Here is a 20297-nt window from a genome sequence, read left to right on the forward strand (position 1 = left end):
TGACTTCACATGGCCTCCGGGCCGGCATTGGCCGGGACCACGATTTCGGTAACGGAGGAATCGGGCGGTACGTTCATCGCGCGCAGCGCGTTGGTCGCAATCGCCGCGAAAGCGGGAGCGGCAACCTGGCCACCATAGTGGGCAGGGCCGGTCGGTTCATCGATCATCACGGCAATGATGAAGCGCGGTGCCGACATCGGCACCATGCCCACGAACGAGCCGATATATTTGCGCGGCATCGCATAGCGGCCGTTTTCCACTTTATATGCGGTACCCGTCTTGCCGCCCACGCGGTAGCCGGCGACCTGGGCGCGCTTGGCCGAGCCGTGCGCGCCGGAGACCACCAGTTCCAGCATGGCGCGCATTTCGGCAGCCGTCTTCGGTTTGATCACCTGCTGGCCCACGGGCAGTTCATTGACCTTCTGGAACGACAGGGGAATCGTGTCGCCGTCGCGCGCGAACATCATATAAGAGCGCGCCAGCTGGATCAGCGAGACGGAAATGCCGTTACCGTAACTCATGGTCGCCTGCTCCACCGGGCGCCACGATTTATAGGGACGCACGCGGCCGGCCACGGCGCCGGGGAAACCCCATTTCGGCTGCTGGCCAAAGCCCACCTTGGTAAACATTTCCCACATTTCCTGCGACGGCATGCCCAGCGCGATCTTCGAGGTGCCGATGTTCGACGACATTTCGATGATTTCGGAGACATTGATCACGCCGTGCGGCTTGGTGTCGGTGATCGTGCGGTCGGCGATGGTATAGCGGCCCGGCCCCGTGTCGATCAGGGTGCCCGGCTTGACGCGGCCCGTGTCAAGCGCCAGCGAGACCGTAATCGGTTTCAGGGTCGAACCAGGTTCAAAAGTATCGGTCATGACGCGGTTGCGCAGCTGCTGGCCCGTGAGCTTGCGGCGGTCGTTCGGGTCGTAGCTGGGGTAATTGGCCAGGGCCAGCACTTCGCCCGTGTGCACGTCGAGCACCACGGCGCCGCCGGCCTTCGCATTGAATTTTTCCACCGCTTCCTTCAACTGCGTGAAGGCGATGTACTGGATCTTGCTGTCGACGGACAGGGTCAGGTCCTTGCCATCGTGCGGTTCGTGGATGAAGCCGATGTCTTCGACGATGTGGCCCAGGCGGTCCTTGATCACACGGCGGCTGCCGGTGGTGCCGACGAGGGTCTTCTGCTGCGCCAGCTCCATGCTTTCCTGGCCCACGTCTTCCACGTTGGTAAAGCCCACCACGTGGGTCATCACTTCGCCCTGTGGATAAAAGCGTTTGTATTCCTTGCGCTCGTCGATGCCGTCGATGCCCAGCTTGGAAATCTTGTCGGCCACGTCCATCTCGACCTGGCGTTTCAGGTAAACGAAGCTGCGGTCCGAATCGAGCTTCTTGCGCAATTCGTTGACGTTCATTTCCAGCAGGCCGGCCAGCGCATTGATTTTTTCGGGCGACGCCTGCAGCACGTCGTCGGGAATGGCCCAGATGGCTTTCACGGGGACGGACGAAGCGAGCACCTGGCCATTGCGGTCGGTGATCTTGCCGCGCGTGGCCGGCAATTCCAGCGTGCGCTCATAGCGCGCCTTGCCCTGCTTTTGCAGGAACTGCGTCGAGACGCCCTGCAGCCACAGCGCGCGCGCGCCCAGGCCGGCGAAAGCGAAGAACAGCAGGAACAGCACGACGCGCGAACGCCAGACGGGCAGGCGCACCGCCAGTACGGGGTTCTTCGAGAATGGCACGCCTTTCGATGCCGCCACCCGGCCGTTGCTATTACCGCCCAACTTCATTATTCGCCCTCCGTCAGGTATTGCGTACGCGCCGCCGTCAGCGGCGTCATGCTCAGGTCGCGCCGCGCGATCGATTCGATGCGTTCATGCTTGCCCAAAGTGGACTGGTCCAGCTGCAGTTGCGCCCAGTCGATGTCGAGCTGGCGCGACAGCGCTTGCGCGCGCTCCAGGTCGATCAACAGGTGGCGCGACTGGTATTGCGCGTTCACCAGCGACAGGCCGCAGCACACCAGCAGGGCCGACAGCACGACACACAGCTTGCCAGTCATCGGGCGCCGCCGTTTGCAGGGGCGGCCAGCGGCAGGCGCTGCGCCACGCGCATCACGGCCGAACGCGAACGGGGGTTGCCCTCGATCTCGGCGTCGGACGGCTTCATCTTCGCAATCAGCTTCATTTCCGGCTGCGGCAAGTCCACCGCGCGGATCGGCAGGCGGCGGTCAGGCTGCTCCACGTTCGCCTTCGAGGCGAAGAAGCGCTTGACCATGCGGTCTTCCAGCGAATGGAAACTGATCACGGCCATGCGCGCGCCGGGCGCCAGGCAGGCGTACGCCTGGTTCAGGCCGATCTCGAGATCCTCGAGCTCTTTGTTAATGAAAATGCGTATGGCCTGAAAGGTGCGGGTAGCGGGGTCCTTACCCTTCTCGCGGGTCTTGACGGCGCCTGCCACGATGCCGGCAAGCTGTCGTGTGCTTGAAATTGGCTGGACTGCCCGGCCAGCAACAATCGCCTTTGCAATCTGAAAAGCAAACCGTTCTTCCCCATAATCGCGTATCACTTTCTCTAAATTCTGCTCGGTTTCCACCGCCAGCCATTCGGCCGCGGAGATGCCGCGCGTGGTATCCATGCGCATGTCCAGCGGTCCGTCGTTGCGGAAGCTGAAACCGCGCGCCGCGTCGTCGACCTGCGGCGACGAGATGCCCAGGTCGAGCAGGATGCCGTCCACCTGCTGCACGCCGCGTTCGGCCAGGCTGGCCGTCATGGTGGCAAAGCTGTCGTGGACGATTTCGAAGCGGGGGTCGCCGATCTGCTCGGCCGTGGCGATCGCCTGCAAATCCTTGTCGAAGCCGATCAGGCGCGCATCGGCGGCCAGGCGCGACAAAATCAGGCGGCTATGGCCGCCGCGGCCAAACGTGCCGTCGACGTAAACGCCGTGCGCGCGGTCGCCCGACAGGTCGAGCGCATCGACCGCTTCATCGAGCAGCACCGTGCGATGCTGAAATTCCGGCACCGTGAGTTGTGTCATTACGGAGCCTTAGAAAGAAAAATTGGAAAGTACATCGGGGGTGCCGGCATCGATCGCCTGCTGTTCTTTGTCGGCCAACTTGGCGGCATCCCATATTTCAAAGTGGCTGCCCATGCCGATCATCATGACTTCGCGCGCCAGCCCGACGGCGTTACGCAATTCAGGCGAGATCAGCACGCGGCCGGCCGAGTCCAGCTCGACGTCGACGGCGTTGCCGAGGAAGATGCGCTGCCAGGCGCGCGCCGACATGGGCCAGGCGGCGATTTGCTGGCGGTGGCTTTCCCACACGGGACGGGGGAAAAACAGCAGGCAACCATCGGGGTGTTTGGTCAGGGTCAAGCGGCCTTCGCATTGAATCGCCAGCGCGTCACGGTGCTTGGCAGGGATAGACATCCTGCCTTTGGCATCGAGATTGATTGCGGACGCGCCTTGAAACACGGAAGACCTTTTTTGAGCTTGGGTTGCGACGCTTGCGCATCATGATGAAAAGGGAAAATTTCCCACAAAAACACACTTTTTCACACAGTTGCCCACTTTAGAGGAAGCAAAGATAGTGGTCAAGCGGTTTCCGATTGGCAAAACAGGAATTTTATTAATGAAATTAAGGACTTAGCGCATATCGTTGAAGGAGTCTCAAATAAAAATATATCGATAAATTAGATACTTATGAAAGATAGTGAATGTGCTACCTCATCTGCACACATGTGTTTTCCTACCGTAAACATCGAAAAAAACGAAATCGGAAAATTGAATTTTTTACAGTTAGTTGACACATGACAATAATTTCGTCATCCAGACACAACAGCAATCAGCCGCAACGTAAGACTTGGTTTAAAGCAAAAAATAATCGTCCACGGCGCGTATCGGCCCTGTTTTCAGGGGTTGGCCTGACGCAGGAAAACTATTTTTGCAATGCAGCAATTAATTGTAGATAAGAAACTTTAACCAATTATTCACTTTTAGTTGTATATACAACTTTATCTTAAGTGCTATACTTTTAGAAACAAAAAAAGCCCCGTTGCGGGGGCTTTTGCGTGGCGCGCAGCAGGAAAAGCAGCCGCTGCCGAGGTGCTCCCTGGCAGGCCAGGGAGCAGGAATTCAAGTGAAGCAGGCCGGTAGGCCGGATTTTGTTACGGCGCCTTCCCTTGCAGGTCGGCGCTATGACAGTCATTCCTCTAGGCGCCAGATTACTCGGGCGCTCAAGCTTTCTACCCGCACGCTCCGCGAGCAGCATCATCGCGTGCCTATTTGAAATTGCACCAGGTGGAGGTTACCGCGTTTCACCGTAACTTAATACGCTCGTCTCTGTGGCCCTATTCCTCGCCTTATACCTTGCGGCTTTCGACGGACGGCCGTTAACCGTCACCCCGCTCTATGGAGTCCGGACCTTCCTCCCGCCAGCGCATTGCTGCGCCGGCCAGCGACTGTCTGGCCTGCTTCACCCGCCATTGTACCGCGCCGCAGCATGTTTCTGCAAAAAGGCCGATACAGGCGCGGCGCCGCCCGCCGGGCGCCCTCGTCGTCGCCCCGGGGGATTGTGTAATTCGGTGTCGCCATTTCAAAAGCCGGGCCAAATCGGCTCACATAGAATGAGGCAAGCTGCTTGCATGCAAGCGCATGCGCACCGCTTGCCCCACTTCTTTGCCACCCACTAGAATATAAAGAGCCGAACATGACGCAACAACCCCGTACCGGCGGCCAGATCCTGGTCGATGCCCTGCAGATCCACGGTGTCGACACCGCCTTTGGCGTGCCTGGCGAAAGCTACCTCGACGTGCTCGATGCCCTGCACGACTCGGGCATCCGCTTCATCATCAACCGCCAGGAAGGCGGCGCTGCCTTCATGGCCGAAGCCTACGGCAAGCTGACGGGCAAGCCGGGCATCTGCTTCGTCACGCGCGGACCGGGCGCCACCAACGCCTCGATCGGCGTGCACACGGCCTACCAGGATTCCACGCCAATGATCCTGTTCATCGGCCAGGTGGGTAATGATTTCGTCGACCGCGAAGCGTTCCAGGAAATCGACTACCGCCGCATGTACGGCCAGATGGCCAAGTGGGTGGCGCAGATCGACCGCGCCGAGCGCATCCCCGAATACCTGGCGCGCGCCTTCCAGGTGGCTACCAGCGGGCGTCCCGGCCCCGTCGTGCTGGCCTTGCCGGAGGACATGCTCATTTCGCTGGCCACGGTGGCCGACACGCGCGCCTACCAGCCGGTGCAGGCAGCGCCATCCGACGCCCAGCTGCAGCAGCTGCGCAGCATGCTGGCCACCGCGAAACAGCCGCTGGTCTTGCTGGGCGGCACCACCTGGACGCCGCAAGCGTGCGCCGACCTGCAACAGTTCGCGGAAAGCAACCACCTGCCCGTCGCCTGCGCCTTCCGCTTCCAGGACTTGCTCGACAATGCCCACCCGAACTACATCGGCGACGTCGGCATCGGCATCAACCCGAAACTGGCCGCGCGCGTGAAAAATGCCGACCTTGTCATCGCCATCGGCCCGCGCCTGGGCGAAATGACGACGGGCGGCTACACCCTGTTCGACTCGCCCGTGCCGCGCCAGCGCCTGGTGCACATCCATACGGATGCCGAGGAGCTGGGCAGCGTCTACCAGGCCGAACTGATGATCAACAGCGGCATGCCGCAAGTGTGCGCCATGCTGGCCGCCATGGCGCCCGTCGATGCTGCCGCATGGAAACATACGCCGGGCGAAGCGAAGGCCGAGCTGGCCGCCTACCAGGAGCGCCCGCCCATCTTCCAGGATGGCCAGGCGCCGCTGGACCTGTGGCAAGTGACACAAGAGATCATGGCGCAGGCGCCTCTCGATACCATCCTGACGAACGGCGCCGGCAATTACGCCTCGTGGGCGCACCGCTTTTACCGCTACGGCGCCATGCGCACGCAGCTGGCGCCGACCAACGGCGCCATGGGCTATGGCGTGCCGTCCGGCGTGGCGGCGAAGATCGTGCACCCCGAGCGCACCGTGATCACCTTCGCCGGCGACGGCGAATACATGATGAATGGCCAGGAATTGGCCACCGCCGTGCAATACCAGGCGGGCGTGGTCATCATCGTCTTCAATAACCAGATGTTCGGCACCATCCGCATGCACCAGGAACGCGATTACCCGGGCCGTGTGTCGGGCACGACCCTGCACAACCCGGATTTTGCGGCGCTGGCGCAAGCGTATGGCGCGCATGGCGAAGTGGTGGCTACGACAGAAGAGTTCGCTCCTGCCCTGCGGCGGGCGCTGGCACACGCCAAGGCCAACAACTTGCCGGCCTTGATCGAGCTGCGCTACGACGGCAACCTGATCACGCCGAACGCGACCCTGGCCACCATCCGGGCGAATGCAGAAAAGGCGCAAGCGGCCCAGTAAGCCCCTTGCAGCACTGAAAATAACAAAGGCCCGGTCGATACCGGGCCTTTTTCTTTTTCACAGCGGCAATCGCTCAGGCAGCGGGCGCTGGCGCGCTTTCCTCGGCAGGCACTGCCTCGGCGGGCGCCTGCGGCATCGGCGGGCATGGCGTGCAGTTTTTTAAAGGACGGCCGAAATCGCGCACGCGGCTCAGCTTCATGGGCATGCGCACGTTGCCGCCGCAATAATCGCCTTCCAGGGTCAGGGTCTGGCCGTCCTTGGAAAACTTGCCGACGATGGTGCGCTCTTCGCTGTCGGCGCCGGCGATGGTGAAGTCGAAGGCGCCCGTGGCGGCGTCCAGGTTGACGTCGTTGGCCACGATGGGCCAGCTCAGGGCGCCTGCCGTGAATTCATAGATGACGGAATCGGCCTCGGCGAAGCGATGCAGGGTCACGCGCTGGCCGCCGATTTCGCCACTATCCTTTTGCAGGCACAAGTCGGAATAGACGGCCACGCCATAGCGCTCCAGTCCGGCCGGCTTCTTGCCCTTGACGGCAGCGACAGAGGCGCCTGTGGCGCCAGCGAACAGCAGCGCGGCCAGCAAGACAGCCAGGCGCGGCGAAGTGGATGAATACATGGCATTCCTTTACTTGAGTAACGGCGCCATTATAACTGGCGCCGCCAATGCAAAAACGCGCCGCCAGGACTAGCCTGGAGACGCGTTTCCTTGCTTATCAGCATCCCCGAAGGGATGCTGATAGCGGTACTAAGCTTCGCTTGCGCGAATATTAGAACGAGTGACGAACGCCAACGTTGAAGGCTTTGTCGCCCGAACCAACGTTGCTGTTGTTACCAACAGTGTAGGTAGCGTTGTTTTTGTTCTTGATCTTGGCGTACGAAGCGTAGGTGCTGGTGCGCTTCGACAGAGCGTACGAGTAGCCCACTGCCCATTGATCAGCATCAGCGTTAGCAGCGGTTTTGTCGTTCGTGCGGATGAACGAAGCCATCACGGTGCCAGCTGGGCCAACAGGTACGGTTGCGCCGACCAGGATGTTGTTGCTGTCGGTGCTAGCAGCAGCTGGAGCGTAGTTGTAGTAGTTGTTGCCGTTAGCATCAACACCTTTGTTATTCAACTGGGCGCTCTTCAGGCCTTTGTTTGCGCCGTATGCGACGTAAGCTTTAACAACTGCGAAGTCGTAGTTAGCTGCAGCCAACCAGTTACGTGCGCTAGCGGCTTGAACGCCGATGTCGTCGTTGCTGGTGTTGTTGTAAGCCAGACGTGCGTTCAAAGGACCGTTCGAGTAGCCAGCCGACGCGCCGATTTGACGGCCATACTTGTTCGACTCAGCTTTTTCGCCGAAGGTGTAAGCCACGTCAGCGTCAAAGCCGTTGAAGTTTGGCGAGGTGTACAGCACGGTGTTGCTGGTGCGGGTGTTCGCTGGGAACAGGTTCTTGGCGGAACCAGCGTAGCCCACTGCGAATGGATCAGCAACTTTCGACAGGGTGTTGTACCAAGGGGTGTATTGACGACCCAGGGTCAGGGTACCGCTCGTTTTGCTGCTCAGACCAACGTAAGATTGACGACCGAACAGGCCTTCGTCTTTACCTTGCGCGCCGTTGTCCACGCCGAAACCAGCTTCCAGAACGAACAGAGCCGACAGGCCGCTGCCCAGATCTTCGGTGCCTTTGAAGCCCAGACGGGAAGCCGAAGCAACGCCGCTGTCCAGTTTATTCACGGAGCCAGCTTTGCCGCCGCGCTCGCTGACGAAACCAGCGTCAACGGTACCGTAGATAACAACGCTCGATTGAGCTTGGGCTACGCCGGTGGCTGCTGCCAGAACTGCCAGGGTGATCAGAGTTTTTTTCATTGCGATTTCCTTTAATTTTGAAGCAAAAAGTAATACAGCCTATGCATCTCGAGCTGCGCTCTAACAGAGCGCTTTTTATGAGTGAGGGCAAGGTCTCCACCTGCCACATTGCTGTTCCGGTCAGGGGAACAATTCATATCGGTATCGGCACGCTATTGCACCGATAAGCTTGAAGGCTGCAGAGCGACCGTATTTTCATGCGCCGGTTCGGTGCTCAAAGGGCACCGGAAGCGGCACTATAACGACCGTTTCACATTCCATCAAGTTCCAACATGTTACTTCCGGTACCAGGCCGAGTGCGTTTTCAGGCATCCCGGTCATCGCCAACCGTACTACGCGACAGAGCCAGTGCCCCTTGCCAACCAATGCATTGGCCTGATTGACCATTCCATCATAACGCATGCCTTGTCGACACCCGTTGTATTAGTGCAACAGTATCAGGCGCATGATTAAAACGTCAACATGCTTTACCCGCCATTTGCCCTGCATGATTTACGCGACAAAGCGCACAATTTGTCAGGCGATAATGGATAAACGGGACGAAGCATACACGGCATCGCCAATGTTTGCTGCCGGATGCCCGCAAACGGGAAATATGACGCCCTGTTTTGGTGCGTTGCCGCATTATTCAGGGGCGTAGGCGCGATTTTCGATGTCGGCGCGCGCGTGGGGAAAATAGGCAGAGTATCAATATAATTACTGACTTTCCGGTAATTTAAATTGCTCACATAGAAATGTTTTCCATGTTTTCCGGTACCCGCGCCGGGTGCCCGCTTGGAACGGATGAGGACGACTCTTGCTTGTAAATTTCGCATCAGTTGAAACAATTTCTTACAATGTTGCCTTCTCAATATTTTGACATATTTGTGTCATAAAAACGACACATTGACCGAAATCAAGTTTTCGCCAGCCCAATTCCACACAATTTACTTTTTCTTTTTCGCTTTTTTTGCTTAAAAGCATCAAGAAACATGCTCAGCGCCGGCTTGCGCGCCGGAGCATGCGCATGAAAGGGCCCAGCACCGGCAGTTTTTCATACAATTCTTCCGCCGCATCCCAATAATCGCGGTGCAATACCACCCGCCCCAGCCCGTCGAAACGTACATGTGTTGCTCCACGAATACATTGTTCGCCAGATAACAGGCGTTTCATGCGAAAGCGAAATTCCCACGTCAGGAACGCTTGCTCCCCCTGCCCCAGGCTTTCCAGCACGACAAACCGCGGGGCATCGACTTGCACGAACATGTGCTCGAAGATAGCCAGGATGGCGGCATGGCCCTCCACCTCGTTGAACGGGTCCTTGAAATGGGCGTCTGGCGCGTACACGGCACCCAGCTGGGCCAGGCTCTCCAGGCTCAGGTGCTCGTAAAACGCCACCAGGCGCGCCAGCGCACCTTCCATGGTTGCGCTCATAGGCCCGTCACCTTGCGGATCAGCCAAAAATAGGCGCGGTACGGCAACAGCCGCGCCAGGCGCATGGTATTGGTAAAGCGTTTCGGAAAGTGGATGTGGAATTGTCCCCGTTCGATCCCGTCAAGCATGGCGGCGGCCGCGTCCTGCGCCGTCATCAGGGCCGGCATGGTGAAATCATTGTTCGCCGTCAAAGGCGTGGCGACAAAACCAGGGTTGATTTGATACACATCAATCCCACGCGGATGCAAATCCAAATACAGCGACTCCGTCAGGTTGATCAGCGCCGCCTTGCTGGCGCCATACGCGAGCGCCTTGGGCAAGCCGCCATAGCCGGCCACCGAGCCGACGATGCCGATGCCGCCGCTGCCCTGGCGCAACAGCCACGGCAAGGCTGGCTCCAGGCAATTGAAGACGCCACCTACGTTCAGGGCCAGCAAGCCCTGGGCCGCCTCGAGGTCGAAGCTATCGGCGCGCATGGCCTGATAGCCGCCAGCGACCACCAGTATCAGGTCGATATGCGTCCACTGCTGCTGCAATTGCATGCAGACGGCCCGCACTTGCGCATGCTGCGTGATATCGAGCGGCAAGGCCTGTGCCAGCGGCTGTCCCTCGCACAGCTGTTCCAGGCTGGCGCGGTGGCGGGCCGACAAGGCCACGCACGCGCCCTGCTCCAGCAGCAAGGTGGCGCACGCGGCGCCGATGCCGCTGGACGCGCCGATGATCCACACGCGCTTGCCGGCCCAATTGCTGATCTTGCGATTCATGGGGCCGCCTGTGGACGCTTGCTGAACGATAAGGTGACGGCGCCCAGGCTGAAGCCGAACTTGCTCATGGCGGCGCGGTTGAGCATGACCTTGTCATCCATCAAGAACATCCAGTCCTCGAAGTCGACGTGGTAGACCGTGCCATCGACGGGCAGCGCCAGCACGTATTGCCAGCGCAGCGCATTGCCAGCCACTTCGCCGATGGCTTCCCCGATCACGTCGGGCGCCGTGCCGATGAAGCGCCCGGGCGCCGTCTTGCGCAAGGTCCACACGCGCCGTTGCCGGCTGCCATCCGCATACGTGAAATCCTCGTCCAGGGTCCCCGTCTCGCCCACCCAACTGGCCCGCATCACCACGGTGAAGCGCTTGACCACCTTGCCGGAGCGATCCTGGAAGATGCCGTGGGCATCGAGCGTACCGTTGAAATACTGTTGCAGATCCAGTACGGGCAATTCCTGCGCGTACGTGGCCGGCGTGGGCGGCGTGGAACAGGCGGCCAGCGCCAGCAGCAAGGCGGCCAGCGGCAGGCAACGTTTGCAATAAGTCATGAAGCGCATGCGCGATTCTCCCGATGGTCACTATATATATGTTGTAGCGGCGCGCGCCACAGCATGAGCGCCGCCAGCAGTTTCAAAACACAGGGCAGCACGGCGTAGGCGGCAGACAGGGCCGGCAAGCCGCCGCTGCCGCTGCCCGGCACATAGCCGAGCCAGGCCAGCAGGGGCAAGGCGATGCCGGCCGCCAGCGCCAGGCTCATTTGCACGCCCCAGTTCCACCAGCCGAAATACGCCGCTTCGTGCCGTCCGGCATGGCCGGCCGCGCCGATCAACCCTGCCAGCAGGGCCGGCGGCAAGGCCAGGTCGGCGCCCAGCGCCAGGCCCGACAGCAGGCAGATGGCGGCAAAACCCCAGGCGGCGCCCTCGCCCAGGCCATACGCCCAGACAAACACGCTGGCGGCCAGCAGCATGGCGCCGCCCCAGGCGCGCGCCTCGCCAAAGCGGCGCGCCAGGGTCACCCACACGGGCATGGAGGCGGCCGCCGCGCAAAAGTAGACGATCAGGAACGGGCCCGCGTATTGGCCCAGGCGCAAGTAGTCGCTGGCAAAGAACAGGAACAGGGTGGCGGGAATGGCGGCAGCCACGCCATTGACGAGCAGGACGGCAAACAGCCAGCGAAACGCGCGCTGGCGAAATGGCAGGCGCCAGGCGCCAGCGGGCAGCGCCGTCGTGCCTTGGCGCAAGACCGGACGCGGCGCGCGCGCCAGCAGCAGCGCACCTGCCGCCAGCAGGCAGCCGGCAAAGGCCAGCGACAGGCCGTCATAGCCGAGCACGGACGTCAGCCCCGCCGCCAGAATCACGCCGAGCAAGCCGCAAGCTTCGCGCACGGCCGTCACCCGCGCCCGCTGCGCGCGCGCCTGACTCAAGGCCGCGCCCCAGCTCTGATGCGCGATGCCGGCCAGGCCATAGGCGGCGTACACGAGCAGCAAGGCAGCCAGGAACCAGGCCAGGGTGGCCGCTCGCGGCATGGCAGGCGGATGGAACAGGGCGCCAAAGCCCAGTAACAGCAGCGGCAGCGATGCGCCGACCAGCACGGCATAGCTGCGCCCGCCGCGCGCCATCCAGGCGCCGAGGGCCGGGTCGATGAAGGCGGCGGCAATGCGCGCCGCCAGCAGCACTGCACCGATTTGCGCCAGGTCAAGGCTGCTGCGCTGCGCATAGAACGGCGCCACATATATATAGATAGGCAGCGCCAGCATGGCCAGCGGCAAGCCGAACAGGCCATAACTGAACAAGGCCGGCAAGGTCAAGGCGCTGGCCCCGGCATTCATGGCAGCGGCGCCGCACTCTGCAGCAAGGCGGCGCGCAGCTTCGGCGCCGTGCTCGACGGCGACAGCCAGATGGCGAAGAAGGCGCGCGCGAAGTCGCCATCGTTCACGTCGGCCAGCACCTTGCCATCGAGATAAAAGCGCACGCCAGGCGCGATGCCCGCCCGGTAGGCGCCCGCGAAGCGCTGGTCTTCCTTGACGTCAGGAAAGATGCGCTGCATGGTGGCCAGCCACGCCAGGCGCTGCTCCGGCGTGCCGGCGCCGATTTTCTGCATCTGTTCATAACTGGCTTCGGCGATCTTCTTGCCGTCGAGCGAGCGCGCGTAACGCAATTCCAGCACGAAGGGTGCCGTTGCCGACGCCGCGCCCTGGTAACCGTTCGCGCCCACCCAAAGTTGCGCCCGATAAATACGCATGCCGAACCACGTGTATTCCCCCTCGCCCGCCAGGCGGGCTTCGGGCACGTCGGCCGCGATAAAGGCCGGCGGCGCGGCCGCGGCGCCAAACATGGTCAACGACAGCAAAGCGGCGACGAGCAGCTGGCGCATCATCACTCCTTGATCAGGGTAAATTGCATCACATCCGTGTTGTGCGCCTGGAAGGCGGCCTCGCAATACGCGAGGTAAAACTCCCAAGTGAGCAGGAAACGGCCGTCGAAACCCTGCTTTTCCAGCGCCGTGCGCTGGGCCAGGAAGCTGGCGCGCCACTGGCGCAAGGTTTCCGCGTAATCGAGGCCAAAACTGAAGGCGTCTTCCACGCGCAAGCCCTGCGCCTCGGCGGCGCGGCGAAATTCGGCCGGCGAGGGCAGCATGCCGCCCGGGAAAATGTACTGTTGAATAAAATCCGTGCTCTTGCTGTAGCGCTCGAACAAGTCGTCGGCGATGACGATGGTCTGGATGCAAGCGCGTCCGCCCGGCTTCAGGTTGCGCGCCACGCATGCGAAATAGCCGGGCCAGTAGCTTTGTCCCACGGCTTCGAACATCTCGATCGAGGCGATGGCGTCGTACTGGCCTGCGCTGTCGCGGTAATCGCACAGCTGCAAGTCGGCCTGCCCTGCCAGACCCGCGTCCTGCAGGCGCTGGCGCGCATAGGCGAGCTGTTCGGTCGACAAGGTCAGACCCGTCACGTGCGCGCCGCAGTCGCGCGCCGCCGTTTCCGCAAAGCCGCCCCAGCCGCAACCGATTTCCAGCACGCGTGCGCCCGGCTGCAGTTGCAACTGGTCCGCGATGCGCGCGTATTTCGCCCCTTGCGCCTGCTCCAGGCTGGCGCCTTCGGTGAACAGCGCGCTCGAGTACGTCATCGACGGGTCCAGCCACAGCTGATAGAAGGCGTTGCCGATGTCGTAATGGGCATGGATATTCTTCTTGCTGCCCGCGCGCGAATTGCGGTTGAGCAAATGCCGGACCTTGTAGATGAGGTTGCCCCACCAGTTGCCATAGATCAATGACTCGATGTGCGCGCGGTTGCGTATCATCAACTCGATCAAGCCCGGCAAATTGTCCGTGCGCCAGTCGCCGGCGATAAACGTTTCCGCAAAGCCGATGTCACCCGAGCGCAGGACGGCCGCACACAGGCGCCAGTTGTGCAAGTCCAGGGTGACGGGATGGCTGCCATCGCCGTACAGCAAGATGCTGCCGTCCGGCGTGCGCAGGCGCAGCGCGCCGTATTGCAATTTTTCCAGCAGGCGCACGATCATGCGCCCGGCAGCGGGCATGTCCACGTGCGCATGCCCATGCAAGGGAGTGGAACTGCTGCGCACATGCAGGCCGGTCGGCAGGGAATCGGAGCTCATCGGGACACCTTTTCTTGTGGAGGGTGGGGTTTGCTGAAAAACGGCACGCGGCGCAGCCACAGGCGCAAGGCTTGCCAATGGATGCGCGCCATCACGCCGAACGTCATCAGGGGATAGCGCAACAAGGCCCAGGCGATGGCGCCATCGCGCAGCGGCTGCGCCGTGCCGGACAAGCTCGTTTGCAGCAGCGGGCCGTCGAGGTCGTCGTAATCGACCCGGGCCAGGTGGCGCTCGCCATCCTGGTCGTTGTTGCGCAGGAAACGGAAGCGGTAATGGCCTTCCACCTTGCAAAACGGCGACACGTGAAAGATTTTCTTGGCGACCAGTTCGCTGCCATACGCGATGGCGCCGCCCTGCTCGAGCAAGTACAGATGGCGCTCGCCAAAGGTATTGCGCACATCGCAGAGCACGGCCCGCAGCGCACCGTCAAGCCCGTGACAAAACCAGAAACTGACGGGATTGAAGACATAGCCGAACATGCGCGGCATGGTTTGCAGCCAGATTTCGCCGCCCGCGTCGACCACGCCATGCTGGCGCAGCAAGCCGTCGATCCAGTCCAGCAGCGGTGTCGTGCCATCGCCATGGTCGCTGTCGCGGAAGGACAGCACATTGGCGCCGTTGCGCGAAATCAAACGGGCAGGAAAATCGTGCGCGCCCAGGCTGCGCAGGGGCAGGCGCAGGTAAAACATGCCGTAAGCAAAAGCATGCGCGCGCGGACGCAGCCGCGCATGGCGCACCTGTCCCAGGCACAGCTGGGGCTGCGGCCGGAGCGGCTGCGTGGGATCACGCGGCATGGCCGAGCTCCGCCGACGCCAGGCCATTCAGGGCTTGCGCCACGCCCAGGCCCGACTTCAAGCCGTCTTCATGGAAGCCATAGCCCGTCCAGGCGCCCGCGAACCACGTGTGCTGCGCGCCCTGGAAGCCAGCCAGGCGCGTCTGGGCGGCAATGGCCGCGCCATCGAACACGGGGTGGGCATACGAAAACGCGTCGATGATGCTTGCCGGATCGGGCTCGTCGAGCGGATTGAGCGAGACGATGACGGGCGTGGTGAACGGCAGCGGCTGCAACTGGTTCAGCAAATAGTGCACGCACACTTGCGGCGCTTCGCCCTCCCCCGCTGCCGGCCGCCCCTGGTAATTCCAGGCGGACCAGGCACGGCGGCGTTGCGGCAGGCAGGAAGCATCCGTATGCAGCACGGCCCGGTTCGGCTGGTAGCGCACGGCTTCGAGCACGGAGCGCTCGTCGTCGCGGATATCTCCCAGCAGGGCCAGCGACTGGTCGCTGTGGCAAGCGAGCACGACGTGATCGACATGCTCGACGCCGGCGGCCGTATGCAGCTCGACCATGCGCGCGCCGCCGTGCCCCTGGCGGCGCACGGCCAGCACGGGGCACGCCAGGCGCTGCTGCGGTATGCCCGCCAGCAATTTTTCCACGTACACGCGCGAGCCGCCCCGCACCGTGCGCCATTGGGGCCGGTCGCTCACTTGCAGCAAGCCATGGTTGTGGCAGAAACGGATGAACGTGGCCAAGGGAAAGGCCAGCATCTGGCGCGCCGGACACGACCAGATGCAGGCGGCCATCGGCAACAGATACCAGTGACGGAATTCGTCGCCGTAGCCGTGCAGGTCGAGGAATTCTCCCAGCGACAGGGCCGGCGCCGGCAAGGCGGCCGTGGCCAGGGCGCTGGCCTGGCGGTTGAAGCGCAGAATGTCGCGCAACATGCGCAGGAAGGCGGGGCGCAGCAGATTGCTGCGCTGGGCAAACACGGTGTCCAGATTGCCGCCCGCCCATTCCAGCACGCGGGCGTCGGGCGCAGCGCCCAGCGGCATCTTCACGGAAAACGACATGTCGCTGTCGGCCGCCTCGACGCCCAGTTCGTCAAACAGTTGTACCAACTGCGGGTAGGTGGCGTGGTTAAACACGAGAAAACCCGTGTCGACGCCATGCGTGACGCCATCGAGCGTGACATCCACCGTATGGCTGTGGCCGCCAAAGTAATCGCCCGCCTCGTACAAGGTGACGTCCTGGCCCGATTGCGCCAGGCGATAGGCACACGACAATCCTGCGATTCCTGCTCCGACGACGGCAATTTTCATGAGTGCACCCGTGTTATGTTTGTCCTGGACAAAACAAGCTGCATCGATAGTCAGTCAAATATTGATCTATGTCAATGAGCACCTGTTGTCGTTCACAAACTTATACGCGAGCAATATCCAATCGGATTCAGCTATTTGGTACGGGGCGGCGGAAGGCGTAGAATGCCAGTAACGTTCTTTTCGGCATGCGAGCAACCCCACTGGTATGGATACTGACCTGCAACTATCTCCTGCCTTCAGCATCGGCGATGTCGAACGCGACACCGGGCTGGCCAAGGAAACCTTGCGCGTGTGGGAGCGCCGCTACGACTTCCCCCAGCCGCGGCGCGACGCCTTTGGCGAGCGCAGCTATCCGGCCGAGCAAGTGCAAAAGTTGCGCATGGTCAAACGCCTGCTGGACCTCGGATTTCGTCCGGGAAAAATCATGCAGCACAGCACCGCGCAACTGCAGCAGCTGGCCAGCGCCGGCAGCACGCCGCCGCCCGCGCCGGCGCCTCAGCTCGAACACTACCTGGCCCTGTGCCGCAGCCACCAGATGGCGGAACTGGGCGACGCCCTGCGCCAGGCGCTGGCCGTGCTGGGCTTGAAAGCGTTCACCATCGACGTCATCGCCCCCCTCACCGGCATGGTGGGCGAAGCGTGGGCTTGCGGCGAACTGGCGGTTTACGAAGAGCATCTGTATAGCGAAACCTTGCAGACGGTGATGCGGCACGCCATCTTTTCCCTGCCGCAAGCAAGCAGCCCGTCCATGCGCTCGCCGCGCATCGTCCTCAGCACCTTGCCGCAGGAGCGTCACGGCCTGGGGCTGCTGATGGCCGAGGCGCTGTGTGCGGCGGCCGGCGCCCATTGCATGTCGCTGGGCGTGGAAACGCCGCTGACGGACATCGTCGCGGCCGCCCGCGCGCAGCGGGCCGACATCGTCGCGCTATCGTTTTCCAGCGCCAGCAAGCAACGGCAGACGCGCGACAGCCTGCAGCAGCTGCATGCAAGCTTGCCGCTAAGCATGGAATTGTGGGCAGGGGGACGCAGTCCCGTGCTGACCAGGCAGCCGCCACCCTTCTTGCACGTGCTGGACTTGCGGCAAGTCGACGAAAGCATCGCCGACTGGCGCCGCCGCCACCAGGCGCTGGCCCTGCAAACCCACTGAACCGGCGGAAAAGCGCGGCAACTGCGGCGATCTCCGTGGATAGCGGCGCAATGTTGCCAATCGAACAGTAAAGCATGAAGGGCCGGGCGCGCTCTGGTAGAATAGCCCGTAACACAGTGTCCGGCGCCGCCGGGCCTTAGGTCAGCACCCGCCACCACACATCCATGTTTAGTTTCTTCAAGAAAAAACCCATCGCTCCCGAGGCTGCACCAGCCGAGCCCCTCGTCCTTCCCGCCGCCACGCCGCCTGCACCGCAGCCTGCCGCCACGCCCCTGAGCGGTGCGCCGGCCGAGCTCGTGCCCGTGATCGTAGCAGCCGAACCCGAGAAAAAATCGTGGATGACGCGCCTGAAGGCCGGCCTGTCGAAAACCTCGAACACCCTGTCCGTGCTGTTCGTCGGCGCGAAGATCGACGACGCCCTGTACGAAGAGCTGGAAGCGGCGCTGCTGATGTCGGACGCCGGCATCGATGCCACGGAATTCCTGCTCACGGAATTGAAGAAAAAGGTCAAGGAAGACAAGCTGCTCGACGCGGCCGCCGTGAAGGCCGCCCTGAAAGTGCTGCTGATCGACCTGCTCTCGCCGCTGGAAAAGCGCTTCGAGCTGGGCCGCCACAAGCCGCTGGTGATGATGATTTCCGGCGTGAATGGCGCCGGCAAGACGACCACCATCGGCAAGCTGGCCAAGCACATGCAGTCGAATAACCAGTCCGTGCTGCTGGCTGCGGGCGACACCTTCCGCGCCGCCGCGCGCGAGCAGCTGATGGTCTGGGGCGAACGCAACAACGTCACCGTGATTTCGCAGGAATCGGGCGATCCGGCCGCCGTGGCCTACGACTCCGTGCAATCGGCGAAGGCGCGCGGCATCGACGTGGTCATGGTCGACACGGCGGGCCGCTTGCCGACGCAGTTGCACCTGATGGAAGAATTGAAGAAAATCAAGCGCGTGATCGGCAAGGGCATGGATGGCGCGCCGCATGAAACCCTGCTTGTGATCGACGGCAACACGGGCCAGAATGCCCTCACGCAAGTGAAGGCCTTCGACGATGCCCTGCAGCTGAGCGGCCTGGTGATTACCAAGCTGGACGGTACCGCCAAGGGCGGCGTGCTGGCGGCGATCGCCCGCGTGCGTCCCGTGCCCGTGTATTTCATCGGCATCGGTGAGAAAATTGAAGACTTGCAGCCTTTCGTGGCTGCCGAATTTGTCGAAGCGCTGCTAGGATAAGCCTATACATGATTGAATTTCAGCACGTCTCCAAGCAATACTCCGCCGACGCCGTGGCGCTCAGCGACATTTCCCTCAATATTGCCAAAGGCGAGCTGGTGTTTTTAGCGGGCCCGTCCGGCGCCGGCAAATCCACCTTGCTGAAAATGATCGCCGCCATGGAACGCCCCACGTCGGGCAAGCTGATCGTCAATGGCCAGGACATGGCGAAGATCAAGCCGGCCGGCGTGCCCTTCCTGCGCCGCAACATGGGCCTGATCTTCCAGCAGCAAAAATTGCTCAACGACCGCTCCATCCTGGCCAACGTCATGCTGCCGCTGCTCGTCGTCGGCGCCCACAAGACGGCGGCCGAACAGCGCGCGCGCGCCGCGCTCGATAAAGTCGGCCTGCTGGACCGCGCCATGGCGCGTCCCCTGTCGCTGTCTGGCGGCGAGCAGCAGCGCGTATCGATCGCGCGCGCCATCGTCAACCGGCCGCAGATCATCCTGGCCGACGAACCGACGGCCAACCTGGACCGCGCCAGCGCCAACAAGGTGCTCGACGCCCTGAAAGCATTCCACTCCGTGGGCGTGACTTGCCTCATTTCCAGCCATGACGAACAGATGCTCGACGCCGCCGCCCGCGTGATCCACCTGAAAAACGGCCAGCTGGTGGCCATCGACAAGGCCACGCAGGCGCCCGTGTTCGCGCCGCCCGATCCCGATTTCGCCCCAGGCTTAGATGACGGCGAAGGAGAACAGGCATGAGAGGCTGGTTCCGTCAACATCGCTTCGCCCTCGGTTCGGCGCTGATCCACTTGCGCAAGTCGCCGGGCGGCTTCCTATTGAACGTGCTCGTCGTCGCCATCGCCCTGTCGCTGCCGTTCGCCGGCTTGACCATGCTCGACAATGTCCGCCCCATGTCGGAACAGATGTCGGTCGACCCGGAAATCAGCGTCTTCCTGAAGATCGACACGCCGCGCGAGCAAGCCGTGGGCCTGGCCGGCGCCATGCGCAAGATTGTCGGCGAGCAAAAGGCGAAGATCGTCTTCATCCCGCGCGAACAGGCGCTGGACTCGCTGAAAAACAAAAATGGCCTGGCCGACGTGCTGAGTACCCTGGGCGACAATCCCCTGCCCGACAGCTATGTGCTGAAACTCGACGCCTTCAGCAGCGCCAGCGAAGCGCAGGATGTCGATGCCGTGGCGGAACAGCTGCGCCACTTGCCCGGCGTGGAATCGGCGCAAGTCGATTCGGCCTGGGTCAAGCGCCTGGCGGCCCTGCTGGGCGTGCTGCGCCTGGTGCTGCTGCTGCTGGCCATTACCCTGGGCGTGGCCGTGATCGCCGTCGTCTTCAACACCATCCGCCTGCAAGTGATGCAGCAGCGCGATGAAATCAGCATCTCGAAATTGATCGGCGCGACGGACACCTTCATCCACCGCCCCTTCTATTACACGGGCGCACTGCTGGGCTTGTGCGCCGGCGCGCTGGCCCTGGGCGCCGTGGCGCTGGCCTTGCAGCCGCTGAACACGGCGATTGCCGAGTTTGCCCGCCTGTATGCGTCCGAATTCCAGCTGGTGCCGCTGGCGCCGCTGCCGATGGCCGGCTTGCTGGCCGTCAGCGCCGGCCTGGGCCTGATCGGCGCCTTCCTGTGCGTGCAGCGCCACCTGGCGCGCCTGAACTGATCTTCTTTCCCATGGCGGCGCCTCCGGTGCCGCCATGCGCCCTCCCCATACTGCTGTTATCTTGATATTAAGCAAGTATTCTTAAGGTTCGCTTCAGCCAGAGGCCGTAGACTGGCTACGTTG

19 protein-coding genes and 1 other RNA gene are annotated in these 20297 nt (G+C 62.2%); 5 read left to right on the top strand and 15 right to left on the bottom strand.

Going from position 1 to position 20297, the window contains the following annotated elements; all coding sequences use genetic code 11:
* Positions 1-5: 5 nt before the first annotated feature.
* From OX460_RS25705 to rnpB, 5 genes are all read right to left on the bottom strand, one after another.
* A complete protein-coding gene (locus OX460_RS25705) occupies positions 6-1784 on the bottom strand; it encodes a penicillin-binding protein 2 (protein ID WP_034748891.1) in 1779 nt (592 codons plus the stop codon).
* Positions 1784-2053, bottom strand: coding sequence for a cell division protein FtsL (ftsL, locus tag OX460_RS25710; protein WP_034748894.1), 270 nt, complete (start codon positions 2051-2053; stop codon positions 1784-1786). Before ftsL ends, OX460_RS25705 begins: the two co-directional genes overlap by 1 nt.
* Positions 2050-3027: a 16S rRNA (cytosine(1402)-N(4))-methyltransferase RsmH gene (gene rsmH, locus OX460_RS25715; protein ID WP_289900370.1), complete on the bottom strand. Its 978-nt coding sequence runs from the start codon at positions 3025-3027 to the stop codon at positions 2050-2052. Before rsmH ends, ftsL begins: the two co-directional genes overlap by 4 nt.
* Positions 3028-3036: 9 nt before the next feature.
* A complete protein-coding gene (mraZ, locus tag OX460_RS25720; protein ID WP_034748899.1) occupies positions 3037-3465 on the bottom strand; it encodes a division/cell wall cluster transcriptional repressor MraZ in 429 nt (142 codons plus the stop codon).
* Positions 3466-4127: 662 nt separating this feature from the next.
* An RNA gene (rnpB, locus tag OX460_RS25725) (RNase P RNA component class A) lies at positions 4128-4467 on the bottom strand.
* A gap of 232 nt (positions 4468-4699) precedes the next feature.
* Between rnpB and OX460_RS25730 the strand changes: the two genes are divergently transcribed.
* A complete protein-coding gene (locus OX460_RS25730; RefSeq protein ID WP_289900371.1) occupies positions 4700-6403 on the top strand; it encodes a thiamine pyrophosphate-binding protein in 1704 nt (567 codons plus the stop codon).
* Between the two features lie 73 nt (positions 6404-6476).
* Here OX460_RS25730 and OX460_RS25735 read toward each other — a convergent pair whose 3' ends face one another.
* The 10 genes from OX460_RS25735 to OX460_RS25780 all read right to left on the bottom strand — a co-directional run bounded on the left by OX460_RS25735 (position 6477) and on the right by OX460_RS25780 (position 16141).
* The gene (locus tag OX460_RS25735; protein WP_099665436.1) at positions 6477-7019 is read right to left on the bottom strand and encodes a hypothetical protein; all 543 of its coding nucleotides are present in this window, start codon (positions 7017-7019) and stop codon (positions 6477-6479) included.
* Positions 7020-7170: 151 nt separating this feature from the next.
* A complete protein-coding gene (locus OX460_RS25740; protein ID WP_099665437.1) occupies positions 7171-8250 on the bottom strand; it encodes a porin in 1080 nt (359 codons plus the stop codon).
* Positions 8251-9225: 975 nt separating this feature from the next.
* Positions 9226-9663 (bottom strand): nuclear transport factor 2 family protein, encoded by a 438-nt coding sequence (locus tag OX460_RS25745; RefSeq protein ID WP_289900372.1) that lies wholly within the window; start codon positions 9661-9663, stop codon positions 9226-9228.
* Complete coding sequence (locus OX460_RS25750; RefSeq protein WP_289900373.1) at positions 9660-10427, bottom strand: SDR family NAD(P)-dependent oxidoreductase; 768 nt, start codon at positions 10425-10427, stop codon at positions 9660-9662. Before OX460_RS25750 ends, OX460_RS25745 begins: the two co-directional genes overlap by 4 nt.
* The gene (locus tag OX460_RS25755) at positions 10424-10975 is read right to left on the bottom strand and encodes a DUF3833 domain-containing protein (protein ID WP_099668229.1); all 552 of its coding nucleotides are present in this window, start codon (positions 10973-10975) and stop codon (positions 10424-10426) included. Before OX460_RS25755 ends, OX460_RS25750 begins: the two co-directional genes overlap by 4 nt.
* Positions 10972-12255 carry an MFS transporter gene (locus tag OX460_RS25760; protein WP_289900374.1) on the bottom strand — a complete coding sequence of 428 codons (1284 nt, stop codon included), beginning with the start codon at positions 12253-12255 and terminating at the stop codon, positions 10972-10974. The genes OX460_RS25755 and OX460_RS25760 overlap by 4 nt, the downstream gene beginning before the upstream one ends.
* Positions 12252-12803, bottom strand: a complete 552-nt coding sequence (locus OX460_RS25765; RefSeq protein ID WP_289900375.1) for a chalcone isomerase family protein — start codon at positions 12801-12803, stop codon at positions 12252-12254. The genes OX460_RS25760 and OX460_RS25765 overlap by 4 nt, the downstream gene beginning before the upstream one ends.
* Positions 12803-13966: a cyclopropane-fatty-acyl-phospholipid synthase family protein gene (locus OX460_RS25770; RefSeq protein WP_251351113.1), complete on the bottom strand. Its 1164-nt coding sequence runs from the start codon at positions 13964-13966 to the stop codon at positions 12803-12805. Before OX460_RS25770 ends, OX460_RS25765 begins: the two co-directional genes overlap by 1 nt.
* 74 nt (positions 13967-14040) lie before the next feature.
* On the bottom strand, positions 14041-14838 hold the full coding sequence (locus tag OX460_RS25775) for a DUF1365 domain-containing protein (protein ID WP_289900376.1): 798 nt from the start codon (positions 14836-14838) through the stop codon (positions 14041-14043).
* Positions 14828-16141, bottom strand: a complete 1314-nt coding sequence (locus OX460_RS25780; protein ID WP_289900377.1) for an FAD-dependent oxidoreductase — start codon at positions 16139-16141, stop codon at positions 14828-14830. Before OX460_RS25780 ends, OX460_RS25775 begins: the two co-directional genes overlap by 11 nt.
* A gap of 205 nt (positions 16142-16346) precedes the next feature.
* On the opposite strand from OX460_RS25780, the gene OX460_RS25785 reads away from it, so the two are divergent.
* The 4 genes from OX460_RS25785 to ftsX all read left to right on the top strand — a co-directional run bounded on the left by OX460_RS25785 (position 16347) and on the right by ftsX (position 20174).
* Positions 16347-17288: a MerR family transcriptional regulator gene (locus tag OX460_RS25785; RefSeq protein ID WP_289900378.1), complete on the top strand. Its 942-nt coding sequence runs from the start codon at positions 16347-16349 to the stop codon at positions 17286-17288.
* A gap of 164 nt (positions 17289-17452) precedes the next feature.
* A complete protein-coding gene (gene ftsY, locus OX460_RS25790) occupies positions 17453-18511 on the top strand; it encodes a signal recognition particle-docking protein FtsY (RefSeq protein ID WP_251351064.1) in 1059 nt (352 codons plus the stop codon).
* Between the two features lie 8 nt (positions 18512-18519).
* Positions 18520-19257 (top strand): ATP-binding cassette domain-containing protein, encoded by a 738-nt coding sequence (locus tag OX460_RS25795; RefSeq protein ID WP_251351063.1) that lies wholly within the window; start codon positions 18520-18522, stop codon positions 19255-19257.
* Positions 19254-20174, top strand: a complete 921-nt coding sequence (gene ftsX / locus OX460_RS25800; protein ID WP_099665445.1) for a permease-like cell division protein FtsX — start codon at positions 19254-19256, stop codon at positions 20172-20174. The genes OX460_RS25795 and ftsX overlap by 4 nt, the downstream gene beginning before the upstream one ends.
* The last annotated feature ends 123 nt before the right edge of the window (positions 20175-20297 follow it).

The organism is Janthinobacterium sp. SUN033 (assembly GCF_030397595.1).
Lineage (GTDB): Bacteria > Pseudomonadota > Gammaproteobacteria > Burkholderiales > Burkholderiaceae_D > Janthinobacterium > Janthinobacterium kumbetense.